The 14,199-nt window shown below is 71.2% G+C and carries 10 protein-coding genes and 1 tRNA gene; 9 read left to right on the top strand and 2 right to left on the bottom strand.

What is annotated here, in order from left to right:
* Positions 1–12 precede the first annotated feature (12 nt).
* The 4 genes from J2Y58_RS09300 (at position 13) to J2Y58_RS09285 (ending at position 7,121) form a co-directional block, all read left to right on the top strand.
* Positions 13–2,595 (top strand): molybdopterin-dependent oxidoreductase, encoded by a 2,583-nt coding sequence (locus tag J2Y58_RS09300; protein WP_310101930.1) that lies wholly within the window; start codon positions 13–15, stop codon positions 2,593–2,595.
* Entirely contained in the window at positions 2,585–3,376 is a 792-nt protein-coding gene (gene cobA / locus J2Y58_RS09295; protein ID WP_310101928.1) for a uroporphyrinogen-III C-methyltransferase, read from the top strand. The genes J2Y58_RS09300 and cobA overlap by 11 nt, the downstream gene beginning before the upstream one ends.
* 191 nt (positions 3,377–3,567) lie before the next feature.
* Positions 3,568–5,706, top strand: a complete 2,139-nt coding sequence (locus J2Y58_RS09290) for a TonB-dependent siderophore receptor (protein WP_310101926.1) — start codon at positions 3,568–3,570, stop codon at positions 5,704–5,706.
* 59 nt (positions 5,707–5,765) lie between these two features.
* On the top strand, positions 5,766–7,121 hold the full coding sequence (locus J2Y58_RS09285; protein WP_310101924.1) for a chloride channel protein: 1,356 nt from the start codon (positions 5,766–5,768) through the stop codon (positions 7,119–7,121).
* 213 nt (positions 7,122–7,334) lie between these two features.
* Here J2Y58_RS09285 and J2Y58_RS09280 read toward each other — a convergent pair.
* Positions 7,335–7,409 (bottom strand) — tRNA-Thr (locus tag J2Y58_RS09280).
* 87 nt (positions 7,410–7,496) lie between these two features.
* On the opposite strand from J2Y58_RS09280, the gene J2Y58_RS09275 reads away from it, so the two are divergent.
* Complete coding sequence (locus tag J2Y58_RS09275) at positions 7,497–7,640, top strand: hypothetical protein (RefSeq protein WP_310101921.1); 144 nt, start codon at positions 7,497–7,499, stop codon at positions 7,638–7,640.
* Between the two features lie 9 nt (positions 7,641–7,649).
* Here J2Y58_RS09275 and J2Y58_RS09270 read toward each other — a convergent pair whose 3' ends face one another.
* Entirely contained in the window at positions 7,650–9,449 is a 1,800-nt protein-coding gene (locus J2Y58_RS09270; protein WP_310101918.1) for an aminopeptidase P family protein, read from the bottom strand.
* Positions 9,450–9,644: 195 nt separating this feature from the next.
* Here J2Y58_RS09270 and J2Y58_RS09265 point away from each other — a divergent pair, with 195 nt between their 5' ends.
* The 4 genes from J2Y58_RS09265 (at position 9,645) to J2Y58_RS09250 (ending at position 14,055) form a co-directional block, all read left to right on the top strand.
* On the top strand, positions 9,645–10,214 hold the full coding sequence (locus J2Y58_RS09265; protein ID WP_310101915.1) for an HNH endonuclease: 570 nt from the start codon (positions 9,645–9,647) through the stop codon (positions 10,212–10,214).
* A gap of 40 nt (positions 10,215–10,254) precedes the next feature.
* Complete coding sequence (locus tag J2Y58_RS09260) at positions 10,255–10,686, top strand: hypothetical protein (RefSeq protein ID WP_310101912.1); 432 nt, start codon at positions 10,255–10,257, stop codon at positions 10,684–10,686.
* Between the two features lie 73 nt (positions 10,687–10,759).
* Positions 10,760–13,432, top strand: coding sequence for a phosphoenolpyruvate carboxylase (ppc, locus tag J2Y58_RS09255; protein WP_310101909.1), 2,673 nt, complete (start codon positions 10,760–10,762; stop codon positions 13,430–13,432).
* A complete protein-coding gene (locus tag J2Y58_RS09250; protein WP_310101906.1) occupies positions 13,429–14,055 on the top strand; it encodes a LysE family translocator in 627 nt (208 codons plus the stop codon). The genes ppc and J2Y58_RS09250 overlap by 4 nt, the downstream gene beginning before the upstream one ends.
* Positions 14,056–14,199: the final 144 nt, after the last annotated feature.

Below are 14,199 nucleotides of genomic sequence, written 5' to 3'. Positions count from 1 at the left end.
GAGGGCTTCGCGATGATCAACACCACCTGCGCCTATTGCGGCGTCGGCTGCGGCATCCGCGCCACCGTCACCGGTCCGCGCAGCGTGGCGATCGCGGGCGATCCCGATCACCCCGCCAACCGCGGTCGGCTCTGTTCCAAGGGCACGCACCTGGGGGAAACGGTCGGGCTGGAGGGCCGGCTTCTCCACCCGCACATCGGCCAGCGCCGCGCCACCTGGGACAAGGCGCTCGATCTCGTCGCGCGCCGGTTCCGCGAAACGATCGCGCAGCACGGCCCCGACAGCGTCGCCTTCTACGTCTCCGGCCAGCTGCTGACGGAGGATTATTACGTCGCCAACAAGCTGATGAAGGGCTTCATCGGCAGCGCGAACATCGACACCAACTCGCGGCTGTGCATGTCCAGCGCGGTCGCCGGGCACCTGCGCGCATTCGGTGAAGACGTCGTACCCGCCAGCTACGACGATCTCGACGCCGCCGACCTGATCGTGCTCGTCGGGTCGAACACCGCCTGGTGCCACCCGATCGTCTATCAGCGCATCCGCGCGCGCTGCGCCGCAGGCGCGAAGCTGGTCGTGATCGACCCGCGCCGCACGGAGACAGCCGAGGAGGCCGACCTCCATCTCGCGATCCGACCCGGCAGCGACGTCGCGCTGATGAACGGTGCGCTCGCCTGGTGCCGCGCGGCCGGCGTGCTCGACGAACGCTTCCTCATCGATCACGTCGCGGCGCCCGAGGGGTTCTGGGCGGCGCTGGGCGAGGGATACGATCTCTGGTCGGTCGCGCGCACCTGCGACGTGCCCGCCGCCGATCTGCGCCGCTTCTACGAGCTGTTCGCCGCCACCCCGCGCACCGTCACGATGTTCAGCCAGGGCGTGAACCAGTCGCTGGCGGGCACCGATCAGGTCAATGCGATCCTCAACCTGCACCTGGCCACCGGTCGCATCGGCACGCCGGGTGCCGCGCCCTTCTCGATCACCGGGCAGCCCAATGCGATGGGCGGGCGCGAGGTCGGCGGGCTCGCCACCACGCTCGCCGCGCACATGGATTTCGCGCCGGAGAACCGCGATCTGGTCCAGCGCTTCTGGGCCTCGCCGACGATCGCGCCCAAGCCGGGGCTGAAGGCGATCGATCTGTTCCGCAGCCTCGGGGAGGGCCGCATCAAGGCCTTGTGGGTCATGGCCACCAACCCCGCGGTGTCGATGCCCGACGCCGGCCGCGTGCGCGAGGCGCTGGCGGCGTGCCCGTTCGTGGTCGTCTCCGACGTTATCGCCGACACCGATACCGGCGCGTTCGCACACGTCCGCCTGCCCGCCGCCGCCTGGGGCGAGAAGGACGGCACCGTCACCAATTCCGACCGCACCGTCAGCCGCCAGCGCGCGCTGTTCCCGCTGCCCGGCGAGGTGAAGCCCGACTGGTGGATCGTCTCGGAGGTCGGGCGCCGCATGGGCTGGAAGTCGGCCTTCGCCTACGATCGCCCCGCCGACATCTGGCGCGAGCATGTCCGCCTGTCGCGCTATGGCAACCACGGCCAGCGTCTATTCGCGCTGCCGGCGCCCAACGGCGGCAATGCCGGGTACGACGATCTCGCGCCGTTCCGCTGGGGCGGCACGCCGTTCGCCGATGGCCGCTTCTCCACCTCCGACGGTCGCGCACGGCTGGTCGCGGTCGCGCAGAAGCCGCTCGCCGCGCCGCTGCCGCTGTGGCCCTTGACGCTCAACACCGGCCGCTACCGCGACCATTGGCACACGATGACGCGCACCGGCCTCGCCCCGAAGCTCGCGCGCCACCGTGCCGAACCGTTGGTCGAGGTCCACCCCGACGATGCCGCGCGTCTCGGCATCGCCGACGGCGGGCTGGCGCGCGTCGCCACCCCGCAGGGCGACAGCCTGTACCGCGCCAGCGTCGTCGCGACGCAGCGCCCCGGCGAACTGTTCGTGCCGATTCACTGGACCGATCGCACCTCCAGCGGCGGGCGCACCGGCCTGCTGCCGCGCCCGCTCGCCGACCCGCACTCCGGGCAGCCGGGGTTCAAGGCCACCCCGGCGTCGATCGCCCCGGTCGCGACCCGCTGGCGCGGCTTCGCGCTGCTCGCCGACATGGCCGACAAGCGCCCCGACTGCCTGTGGGCGACGCGCGTCGCGGTGCCCGCGGGTACGCTCTGGGAGCTTGCGGGAGACGGGACGCCCGCCGTGCTCGACGCGATCCTGCCGCCGGGCGAGCGCGTCGAGGCGCTCGATCCGGCGCGCGGCACGCGCCGCGTCGCGGTGCTCGACGGCGGGCGGCTGGTCGCGGCCCTGTTCGTCACCGAAAGCGGCGAACTGCCGGCCCGCGACTGGCTGATCGCCCAGCTCGCCGAACCGCACGCCGCGCCCACGGTGCTCGCCGGTCGCGCGCCCGGCGCGACCGCCGGTCGCGGAGCGTTGGTCTGCGCCTGTTTCGACGTCGGCGTGCGCACGGTCGTCGCCGCGATCCGCGACCGACAGCTGACCGACGTCGCCGCGATCGGCGCCGCAATCGGTGCCGGCACCAATTGCGGCTCGTGCCGCCCCGCGCTCGCGCGCCTGCTCGCCCAGGAGAAGACCGATGCCGCATGACGATTTTCCGCCCGCCAGCGTATGGCTGGTCGGCGCCGGCCCGGGCGATCCCGAGCTGCTGACCCGCAAGGCCGCGCGGCTGATCGCCGCCGCCGAGGTGATTTTCTACGATGCGTTGGTCGGCCCGGACGTGCTCGAACTCGCATCGCCCGCCGCCGAGCGGGTCAGCGTCGGCAAGCGTTCCGGGCGGCACTCGAAGGATCAGGCGACGATCGATGCGCTGATCGTCGCCGCGGCGCTCGGCGGCCGCCGCGTGATGCGGCTGAAAGGCGGCGACCCGGCGATCTTCGGGCGGACGCCCGAGGAGGTCGCCGCCTGCCACGCCGCCGGCGTCCCGGTGCGCATCTGCCCTGGCGTCACCGCCGCCAGCGCGGCGGCGGCGGCGGGCGGCACCGCGCTGACCTTGCGCGGCACCGCCCGCAAACTGACCTTCGTCACCGCGCACGCACGCGCCGGCGAATCGCTCGGCCTCGACTGGCAGGCGCTGGCCGACCCCCACGCGACACTGGCGGTCTATATGGGCCGCGCCGCCGCGGCGACGGTCGCGCGGCAGCTGATGGCCGCCGGGCGTCGTGCGGACACGCCGGTGATGGTCGTCGTCAACGCCTCGCTGCCGAGTGAGCGGATCATCCGCGGCCGGTTGTCCGCGCTCGCCTTCCTGGTCGAGACGATCGGCGACCGCGATCCCACGCTGCTGCTGGTGGGTGAGGCGGTGCGCCAGCGGGAGGGCGCGGCGGCACGGTCGGGTGCCGAGCCGGCGGTGGCGGCGGACCTGCGATGAACCGCACGGCCCGCGCCTTCGCGACTCCGGCATGCGGATGGCCGCGCTTCCTTCTCTATGCCGCCTTGTGCTGCGTGGCATGCCTGCCGCTGCTGTAAGCCGCCGCATCCGTCATGCATATTGCAAGCGACTATCATAATTAATAAGCGCGTTCCAACGGCGGTGGACACGGCCGGTCAGGGGAACTCGCGATGGAATGGTTGGTGCTGGCGGCGCTCGCTGCCGGTGGTCTCGGCGCGCCTGCGCCCGATGCGCAGGCGGTCACGGCAGATGCGACGCCGCAACGCGACGAGCCTGCGCTCGACGAGGAGGCAGGCGACGGCCGGGACGTGCTGGTCGTCGGGCAGCGCAGCGCAGGCTTGCGCGCCGACACGGTACAGATCGGGGCGTTCCGCAACCGCGCGCTGCTCGATACGCCCGCCACCGTCGCGGTGATGACGCGCGCGCTGCTGGATGCACAGGGTGCGCAGGGGCTGGAGGACGCGCTGCGCAATACCGCCGGTGTCGGGCAGCAGTCGACCAGCCCGATCACCACCAACAGCTTCGTCTCGCGCGGTGTCTTCATCAACCCGCGCACCAACTACCGGCTCAACGGCGCGCTTCAGATCGTCAACATGGGGCCGATCCCGATCGAGAACAAACAGCGTGTCGAGATGCTCAAGGGCGTCTCTGCGCTCTATTACGGGCTGTCGACCCCATCGGGGATCGTCAACGTCGTGACGAAGCGCGCGGGCGACCGCCCGGTGACGCAGGTGCAGCTGACCGGCGATGCGGAGGGCAGCTATGGCGGCGGCGTCGACATAGGGCGGCGTTTCGGCACCGTCGGCGTACGGCTGAACGGCTATGCCGGGCACCTCGAATTTCCGATCGACTGCGTCGACGGCCGTCGTGCGATGGCATCGGGCGCGTTCGACTGGCAGGCGACCGCACGCCTGTCGCTCAAGCTCGACCTGGAATATTACCGCCGCGCGACGGACGAGCCCGGCGGCATCCGCCTGCCCGACGCGGTCGGCGCGGTGCGCGGCATCGGCGGCACGATCGCCTTGCCCGACATCCCCGATCCGCACCGGCAGCTCGCCCCCCGCGACGCGCCCTACGTCACCTGGGTCAACAACGTGCTGGCGCGCGGCGACTATGACCTTGGCGGCGGCTGGGGGATTCGCGTCGAGGGCGGACGCGCGCAGGCACGCCGCGACCGCGCGCAATCCAATCTGGAGCGCATCGACCTGGCGACCGGCGAGGGCGTGCTGGTCAGCGTCCAGACCCGCGACCAGGACTACCGCAACACGTACGTCCGTACCGAAGTGAGCGGCGCGCTCGGCACGTTCGGTATCCGCCACGAACTGCTGTTCGGCTACACGCGCAATCGCCAGGTGCAGACCGACCAGACCCGGCAGAGCTTCCGCAACGTCGCGCAGAACCTCTACGCCCCGCGCAGCATCGCCTTCGACACGCTCGTCCCCTCCAGCGTCCGCATCGGTGCGGGCAGCGTCAACGTCGACAGCGGCCTCTACCTCATGGACACCGCGCATCTCGGCGAGCGCTGGCTGGCGATCGCAGGCGTCCGCCACGTCGACTATGCGACGGAGGCGGGCGCGCAGGACTTCACCATCCGCACCTGGACGCCGACCGCGGCGCTGGTGTTTCGCCCGACCGCGCGCAGCAGCGTCTATGCCACCTACATCGAGGGGCTGGAGAGCGCCGGCACCGCGCCGGACGGCACCGCCAACGCGGGCGACGTGCTCGCCCCGGTGCGCAGCCGCCAGTATGAACTGGGTACCCGCATCGAGATCGCCGGCGCGATCGCCTCGCTTGCCGGCTTCGTCATCGACCGCGGGCTCGATTACGCCGATGCGCGCAACGTGCAGGTCGTCGACGGCCGCGCGCTCCACCGCGGGGTGGAGGCATCGTTGCAGGGACAGCTGCGCCCCGGCCTCTCGCTGCTACTGTCCGGCCAGTATCTCGACGCGGTGCAGCGCCGTACCGGCAACGCCGCGCAAAACGGGAAGCAGGTCGAGAACACGCCGCATTGGGCGGGCTCGGCCTTCGTCGAGTACCGCCCGGCGCGTCTGCCCGACCTGTCGCTCAGCGCCGGCGCCTATCACAGCGGGCGCCGCTGGTCGGATCCGCAGAACCGCGCGCTCCTGCCCGCCTATACGATCTACAGCCTTGGGGCGAGCTACGGCTGGACGCTGGCGGGCGGGGCGCGGATGACCGCGCGCGTCAACGCCGACAACCTGCTCGATGCGCGCTACTGGGCCACGGGCGGCACGACGCTCTATGCCGGGCTGGGGCGGACGGTGCGCGCGTCGCTGACGCTGGATTATTGATCGAGGAATATCGACCGGCGGCGCGTGACCCGGCGGCGCTGCCGGGGTACAGCCCCGCCATGCCTGCATCTCCGACGCGTCGCCGCTGGACCCTCGGGCGCGTCCGCGCGCTGCTCCGGTCGCGCGGGCCGACCTCCGTGCTGTTCCGGCGGCGCGTCGCGGTGGTGGCGGGTGCGATCGCGATCGGGGTGATCGCGGTGCTGTTCGCCGGCGCCGCCGACCGCGCGGGCGAGGCCTATGCAAGGCTGGCGCGTGACTGGCGCTGGCTGCCGCTCGCGCTCACCCCGCTCGGCTTCGTCGCGCTCGTCTGGCTGACGCGCCTGCTCGCGCCCGCCGCGCGCGGCTCGGGCATCCCGCAGGTGATCGCCGCCCGCGAACTCCCCGATCTCGGCGTCTCGACGCTCCTCACGATGCGCACGGCGATCGTGAAGGCGGTGCTGACGCTCGCCGCGCTCCTGACCGGCGCCAGCGTCGGGCGTGAGGGGCCCACGGTGCAGCTCGCCGCCTCGATCATGGCGCTGTTCCACCGCATGCTGCGCGTGCCGATGCGCGGCTCGGTGGTGATCGCGGGCGGCGCGGCCGGCGTCGCGGCGGCGTTCAACACCCCGCTCGCCGGCATCCTTTTCGCGATCGAGGAACTCGCCGCCGCCTACGAACAGCGTGTGACGCTGCTGGTGCTGTCGATGATCGTCATCGCCGGCATGGTCGCGCAAAGCCTGATCGGCGATTACGTCTATTTCGGCGTCAGCGGCGCGACGATCCCGCTGCACACCGCCTTGCTGGTGGTGCCCGTCGCGGGGCTGGTGGGCGGGGCCGCCGGCGGGCTGTTCTCGCGGTTGATGCTGGCGGCGGCGCTCGGCGACCATCCGGTGTCGCGCCTCGCCAAGGCGCGTCCGCTCGTCTTTGCCGGCGCGTGCGGGCTGGTCGTCGCTGCGCTCGGCGTCGCCAGCGGGCTGACATGGGGGACGGGCTACAGTGCGGCGCGCGCGATGATCCAGGGCGTGGACGCACCCTTGTGGTTCGGCCCCGCCAAGTTCGTCAGTACGCTGGCCACCGCGGTCGCGGGGCTGCCCGGCGGCATCTTCGCGCCCAGCCTGGCGGTTGGCGCCGGCGTCGGCAACCTGCTGCGCGCGGCGTTTCCGGACGGCCCGGCCGGCGCGATTGTGATCCTCGGCATGGTCGCTTATTTCACCGGCGTGGTGCGCGCTCCGCTGACCGCGGTCATCATCCTGGCCGAGACCACCGGCAGCCGCGGGCTGATGCTGCCGATGTTCGCCGCCGCGTTCGTCGCCGACTGGGCGAGCACGCAGGTATGCCGGGAGAAGCTGTACCACGGCCTGTCGCGAGGCTTCGCGCCCGCGACACCGGCGGCGCTGTCCGGCGCGCCTCCCGCGCAACCGCTATCATCGGAGTGATGATCTTCAGCGAGGATAGGCCATGAGCCGTGCAGCAAGGGCACCGGGTCTGTGCCGCAGGTCTGCGCAGATCGCACCGCGGTGGAGCTGCCGATGTAGCTCGGTCGGTCTCGTTTGCATGCATTCCCGCCGCGCAGGCGGCCGGGACGGCACCCCGGCGCCGTGATGCTCGGGCCTTCCGATGCGCCCCGAAGGGAATCTATGTCAGGAAAATGGTGCTGCCGGTGAGGATTGAACTCACGACCTCAGCCTTACCAAGGATGCGCTCTACCACTGAGCTACGGCAGCACTTCCCACCGCGTCGGCGGGAGCGGGCCTAAGAGCCGACGCGGGCGCCGTTGTCAAGGCCGTTCGCTCGCGGTAGCGGATATTCCCATGAGCGATCGCGACGAACGCGCCGCGCGGCTGGCCGCGCAATTGCGGGCCAATTTGCGCCGCCGCAAGGATCGCGCCCGCGCGGAGGCCGATTCGCCCGCCCCGCGCCCGACCGCCGCCGACGGGAACGACGATCCCGCCTGACGGCGGTGGTCAGCCGCGCGCGAGCGGCGCGCACCGCTCCTCGAGCCAGGCGCGGTCGCCCGCGTCCAGCAGCGGGCCCAGCTCGCGCGCGACGCGGGCGTGATAATCGTCGATCCACCGCAGCTCGGCGCGCGTCACCAGCGTGGTGTCGATCAGGTCGCGGTCGAGCGGCGCGAGCGTCAGCGTCTCGAACGCCAGCATCTCCGCCTCGCCGCCGTCTACCGTCCGCACGACGACCAGCAGCAGGTTCTCGATCCGGATCCCGTATTCGCCCGCCTTGTAATAGCCGGGCTCGTTCGACAGGATCATGCCTGCGCGCAGCGGCTCGGACGGGCCGGCGCCGGGGTAGCTCGGCTTGGCGATCCGCGCCGGGCCTTCATGGACCGACAGGAAGCTGCCGACGCCGTGCCCGGTGCCGTGCGCGTAATCGAGCCCGGCCTGCCACAAGGGCGCGCGCGCCAGCGCGTCGAGCTGCGCGCCGGTCGTGCCGTGCGGGAACACCGCGGTGGCCAGCGCGACATGCCCCTTCAGCACGCGCGTGTAGCGGTCGCGCATCTCTTCGCCCGGCACGCCGATCGGCACCACCCGCGTCAGGTCGGTGGTGCCGTCCTCATATTGTCCGCCCGAATCGACCAGATAGAGCTGGCCGTGCTCGATGGCGCGGTTCGACTCCGCGGTGACGTGGTAATGCGGCAACGCGCCGTTCGGCCCGGTCGCGCTGATCGTATCGAACGACAGGTCGCGCAGGTCGCCGCCGGCCTCGCGGAACCGCAGCAGCGCGGCGGCGGCCGACAATTCGGTCTGGCCGCCGCGCGGCGCTTCGGCGGCGATCCAGCGCAGGAAGCGCGTCACCGCCGCCCCGTCGCGCAGCGAGGCGGCGCGGTGCCCGGCGATCTCGACCGGGTTCTTGCATGCCTTCGCCAGGATCGTCGGGTCGCGCAACGCCACCGTCGTGCCGCCGCCCGCCTCGACGCCATCGAAGATCGCCGCCACCGCCAGCGCCGGGTCGATCGCGACGCGCTTGCCCGCGAAGCCGGTCAGCGCGTCGGCAAAGCCGTCCCGCGGGAACACGCGCACCGCGTTGCCGAGATGCTCGGCGACCGCCGGCGTCACCTTCTCGGGCGCGACGAACAGGTCGGCGGTGCCGTCGGCGTGGACGATCGCATAGGACAGCGCGACCGGGGTGCGGGCCACGTCCTGCCCGCGCACGTTGAACAGCCAGGCGATCGAATCGAGCGCCGGGACCACCACGGCGTCCGCGCCTTCCTGCTCCAGCCAGTCGGCGACCGCCGCGCGCTTCGCCGCGGACGACGCGCCCGCCACGGCGTCGGGCTGGACGATCATCGGCGCGGGCGAGGGGGCGGGGCGATCCTCCCACACCGCGTCGATCGGGTTGCGCGCGACCGGCACCAACGTCGCGCCGCGCGCCGCGAGCGCGGCGGCGGTCTCCTCGACCCAGCCGCGCGTGTGCAGCCACGGATCGTACCCGATCCGCGCGCCCGCGCCGACGCGCCCGGTCAGCCAGCCCGCCACGCTCTGCTCGGGCACGTCGACATACGTCCAGTCGTCGCCCGACACCTGTTCGCGCACCTGGATCGTATAGCGTCCGTCGGTGAAGATCGCGGCGCGGTCGGCCAGCACCACCGCACTGCCCGCCGATCCGCCGAACCCGGTCAGCCATGCCAGCCGCTGCGCATAGCCGCCGACATATTCGCTCATATGCTCGTCGGTGAGCGGGACGACGAAGCCGTCGAGGCGGTCGGCGGCAAGCCGGGCGCGAAGCGCGGCGAGGTTCCGGGAAGCGGTCATGCGCGGACAGGTGCCACAGACGCCCGCTGCCGTCATCCCCGCACCCCACCCGGTCGCCCACGTCACCAGTGGGGTGGCGCCGGCCCGCGAAATCCCCGCCCCTTGAAGCGATCGGCCGCGCCTGTCATCATGGCGTCACGCCACGGCGCGAAAGCACGCGGCACGACGAGTAGAAGGTAAGGGGGACGTTCTGACGTGTTCCATCCCGACCTGATGCGGCACCCGGACTCCTGTCCGACCCTGGTGCTCAATGCCGATTACACGCCGCTGTCCTATTATCCGCTCAGCATCTGGCCGTGGCAGACCGCGATAAAGGCGGTCTTCCTTGAGCGCGTCGATATCGTCGCGCACTACGAACGCGAGGTGCACAGCCCCAATCTGACGATGCGGCTGCCCTCGGTCATCGCGCTGCGGCAGTTCGTGCGGCCGTCGCAATTCCCCGCCTTCACGCGCTTCAACCTGTTCCTGCGTGACACCTTCGCCTGCCAATATTGCGGCAGCCACGTGCGCGACCTGACCTTCGACCATGTCGTGCCGCGCGCGCAGGGCGGGCGGACGACGTGGGAGAATGTCGTCACCGCCTGCGCGCCCTGCAATCTGAAGAAGGGCGGGCGGACGCCGAAGCAGGCGGCGATGCCGCTCGCGATCGAGCCGATCCGTCCCACCAGCTGGCAGCTGCAGGAACATGGCCGTCGCTTCCCGCCCAATTATCTGCATGAAACGTGGCACGACTGGCTCTACTGGGATGTTGAGCTGGACGCCTGAGCTTTTCAGGAACTGAGTCCATTCGGGAGACGTGACGGACATGCGGGTGTTGATCGTGGTTGCGGGTGCGCTGGCGCTCGTCGCATGTTCGAAGGCGAAGGAACCGAACCCCGAGGAACAGGCGGCGCTCGCCAATTACGTGCCGCCGTTCGTGATGTCGCGGCTCGACTTCGGCGGGGTGGTCGAGCGCCGCTTTCGCCGGCTCGACGTCAACCATGACGACAAACTGACGCGCAACGAAGTGTCCAAACGGCTTCAACCCCGCTTCGACGAGGTCGACCGCAACAAGGACGGCAGCATCTCGAACGAGGAATGGAGCGCGTGGATGATGGCGCGCTTCGATGCGCAGGACATCAATCACGACGGCACCGTCACCAGCGACGAGCGTGAACGCGCGCGCGAGCTGAACGACCCCGACCTGCCGACCCCTGCCGAGGAACCGGCGAACAACGCGGCGCTCCTGCGCAATTAATTGATAGTCGATCGGGGCTGCCGGGCAGCAATCAATCGTTGACCCGGCCGTTGCGGCAGCGCAGCAAGGCGCCATGAGCACGCTGCCCCCCATCACCAACAACCCGGACGTCCGCTACCTCGGCCGCGTCCTGGGCGACGTCATTCGTGCGTACGGCGGGGAGACGCTGTACGAGCGGACCGAGGCGATCCGCTCCGCATCGGTGGAGCGGCACCGTGGCAATCACCAGGGCTCGCCCGATGCCGAACTCGGCGCACTCGACCTCGACGAGACGCTCGATTTCGTCCGCGGCTTCATGCTGTTCTCGATGCTCGCCAACCTCGCCGAGGACCGGCAGGGGATTGCGGCAGAGGAGGGCGCCGACGTCGCCTCCGCGCTGGCGCGGCTGGAGGCCGCCGGCATCGGGCACGACCGCGTCCGCGCGCTGCTCGAACAGGCGCTGGTCGCGCCGGTGCTGACCGCGCACCCCACCGAGGTGCGGCGCAAGAGCATGATCGACCACCGCAATCGCATCGCGCAGCTGATGGCGCTCCGCGATGCCGGGCGCGACACGACCCCCGACGGCGATCTGGTCGACGAGGCGATCGTGCGCCAGGTCGCACTCCTCTGGCAGACGCGCGTGCTGCGCCGCGAGCGGCTGTACGTCGTCGACGAGGTCGAAACCGCGCTCAGCTATCTTCGCGACGTGTTCCTGCCGGTCATTCCGGCGCTCTACCAGCGTTGGGACCGCGCGCTCGGCGGGCGCGTGCCCGCCTTCCTGCGCCCCGGCAGCTGGATCGGCGGCGACCGCGACGGCAATCCGTTCGTCACCGCCGACTCGCTCCGCACCGCGCTGGCCAAGGCGGCGCAGGCGGTGCTCGGCTTCTACCTCGAACAGCTCCACGCGATGGGTGCCGAACTGTCGATCTCCGCGCACCACGCCGCGGTCGATGCCGGCGTGCAGGCGCTGGCCGAGGCGAGCGGCGACACGTCCGAGACGCGCAGCGACGAGCCGTACCGCCGCGCATTGTCGGGCATCTACGCGCGTACTGCCGCCACCTATGCGAAGCTGACCGGCCAGCCCGCGCCGCGCCCCGGCCCGCTCAAGGGCGAGCCATATCCCGATCCCAAGGCGTTGCGCGCCGACCTGATCGCGATCGCCCGGCCGCTGTCGGCGGGTGGCGACGGGCTGCTGGGCAGCGGCGGCGCGATCGGGCGGCTGATCCGCGCGGTCGACGTCTTCGGCTTTCACCTCGCCACGCTCGACCTGCGGCAGAACAGCGCGGTGCACGAACGCGTCGTGGCCGAGATGCTCAAGGTCGCCGGCGTCACCGACGATTATGCGGCACTGGACGAGGACGCGCGGGTCATGCTGCTGCGCCAGGAGCTGGCGACGCCGCGCCCGCTGACCACCCGCTTCGCCGATTACAGCGAGGAGACCGCCGGCGAGCTCGCGATCGTGCAGGCCGCTGCCGTTGCGCACGCGGCCTACGGCGCGCCCGCGATCCGCCAGTATATCGTCTCGATGACCAAGTCGGTGTCCGACCTGCTGGAGGTCCACCTGCTGCTCAAGGAGGTCGGCCTCTACCGCCCCGGCGATCCCGCGACCGCCGCGATCATGGCCGTGCCCTTGTTCGAGACGATCGAGGATCTCGAGGCCGCGCCTGCGATCATGGCCGAATGGTTCGCGATCCCCGAGGTGCGCGCGATCGCGAAGGCGCGCGGGCATCAGGAAGTGATGATCGGCTATTCGGACAGCAACAAGGACGGCGGCTACCTGACCTCGACCTGGCAGCTGTCGAAGGCGTCGACCGCGCTCAAGCCCGTCTTCGACGCGGTCGGCGTCGGGATGCAGCTGTTCCACGGTCGCGGCGGCGCGGTCGGGCGCGGTGGCGGCAGCAGCTTCGCCGCGATCCGCGCGCAGCCCCCCGGCACCGTGCAGGGCCGCATCCGCATCACCGAACAGGGCGAGGTGATCGCGGGCAAATACGGCACGCGCGAGAGCGCCGCGACCAATCTGGAGGCGATGGCCTCGGCGACCTTGCTCGCCAGCCTGGAGCCCGAAGCGCTGTCGAACGGCGACAACGAGACGTTCGCCGCCGCGATGGATCGCCTGTCGACCGCCGCGTTCCGCGCCTATCGCGGATTGGTCTACGAGACGGAAGGCTTCCGCACCTTCTTCCGCCAGATGACCCCGATCGCCGAGATCGCGGGGCTCAAGATCGGCAGCCGCCCGGCCAGCCGCAAGCAATCCGACGCGATCGAGGACCTGCGCGCGATTCCGTGGGTGTTCAGCTGGGCGCAGGCGCGCGTCATGCTGCCGGGCTGGTACGGCGTCGGCCACGCGCTGGCGCAGGTCGAGGATCGCGCGCTCCTCAAGGACATGGCGCAGGGCTGGCCGTTGTTCGCCGCGACGCTGGCGAACATGGAGATGGTGCTCGCCAAGTCCGACATGGGGCTGGCCGAGCGCTACGCCGGGTTGGTCGAGGACTCAGGGCTGCGGCATCACGTCTTCGGCCAGATCCGCGACGGGTGGCAGCGCACGCACGACGGCTTGCTGGAGGTGACCGGCCAGTCGCACCTGCTGGAGAAGCATCCCGCGCTCGACGCCTCGATCCGGCTGCGGCTCCCCTATATCGAGCCGCTCAACCTCCTCCAGATCGAGCTGATGAAGCGCCACCGCGCCGGCGAGGCCGACGAGCGCGTGCGGCAGGGCATCCTCCTGTCGATCAACGCGATCGCCACCGCGTTGCGCAATTCGGGATGATCGAACCGCATCTCTGGCTGGCGTTCGCCTCCGCCTGCTTCGTCGTCGGGGTGATCCCCGGCCCGGGCGTCGCGAGCATCCTCGGCTTCGCCTTCTCCTCCGGGCGCCGTACCGCGCTGGCGGGGGTCGCGGGCATGGCGGTCGGCAACACCGTCGCAATGACGTTGTCGCTGCTCGGTGCGGGCGCGATCCTCGCCACCTCCGCGTGGGCGTTCACCGCGCTCAAGTGGGTCGGCGCCGCCTATCTGATCGTCATCGGCACGCTCGCCATCGCCCGGAGCGGGCGGGTCGGCGACGTGAGCGCTACCCCGCGCCGCGCAGTGTCGCCGCGCGCCGCGTTCATGACCAACATCGCGGTCGGCACGTTTCACCCCAAGACGATCCTGTTCTTCGTCGCCTTCGCCGCGCCGTTCATCCGTCCCGACCGCCCGTTCCTGCCGCAGGCCGCGCTTCTGATCGCCACCTTCACCGCGATCGCCGCGACCACCGACACGCTCTACGCGCTCGCCGCCTCGCGCGCCTCGGGCTGGCTGAGCGACCCGCGCGCCCGCGTCTGGACGCAGCGCGCCGGCGGCGGCGCGGTGATCGGCGCCGGCGTCGCGATGGCGGCATTGCAACGCTGATACTGGAAATACCGTTCGCACCGAGCCTGTCGAAGTGCGTGTCCCAGGCGCGTCACCGGTTTAACGTACTTCGACACGCTTAGCACGAACGGGCTGGGGGTCATCCAGCCGATTAGGTGATCGCCCCCAGCCGTGCTACACCCC

The sequence above is a fragment of the Sphingomonas sp. BE138 genome (assembly GCF_031456125.1).
In the GTDB taxonomy this organism is placed as follows: Bacteria; Pseudomonadota; Alphaproteobacteria; order Sphingomonadales; family Sphingomonadaceae; genus Sphingomonas.
This window is presented reverse-complemented; position numbering and strand designations above follow the sequence as displayed.

What these genes read in the sequence shown, in the direction of transcription:
- J2Y58_RS09250 (WP_310101906.1), top strand. Translation starts at nt 13,429, where the DNA reads ATGATCGAACCGCATCTCTGGCTGGCGTTCGCCTCCGCCTGCTTCGTC.
- ppc (WP_310101909.1), top strand. Translation starts at nt 10,760, where the DNA reads ATGAGCACGCTGCCCCCCATCACCAACAACCCGGACGTCCGCTACCTC.
- J2Y58_RS09275 (WP_310101921.1), top strand. Translation starts at nt 7,497, where the DNA reads ATGAGCGATCGCGACGAACGCGCCGCGCGGCTGGCCGCGCAATTGCGG.
- cobA (WP_310101928.1), top strand. Translation starts at nt 2,585, where the DNA reads ATGCCGCATGACGATTTTCCGCCCGCCAGCGTATGGCTGGTCGGCGCC.
- J2Y58_RS09285 (WP_310101924.1), top strand. Translation starts at nt 5,766, where the DNA reads ATGCCTGCATCTCCGACGCGTCGCCGCTGGACCCTCGGGCGCGTCCGC.
- J2Y58_RS09260 (WP_310101912.1), top strand. Translation starts at nt 10,255, where the DNA reads ATGCGGGTGTTGATCGTGGTTGCGGGTGCGCTGGCGCTCGTCGCATGT.
- J2Y58_RS09270 (WP_310101918.1), bottom strand. Translation starts at nt 9,449, where the DNA reads ATGACCGCTTCCCGGAACCTCGCCGCGCTTCGCGCCCGGCTTGCCGCC.
- J2Y58_RS09300 (WP_310101930.1), top strand. Translation starts at nt 13, where the DNA reads ATGATCAACACCACCTGCGCCTATTGCGGCGTCGGCTGCGGCATCCGC.
- J2Y58_RS09290 (WP_310101926.1), top strand. Translation starts at nt 3,568, where the DNA reads ATGGAATGGTTGGTGCTGGCGGCGCTCGCTGCCGGTGGTCTCGGCGCG.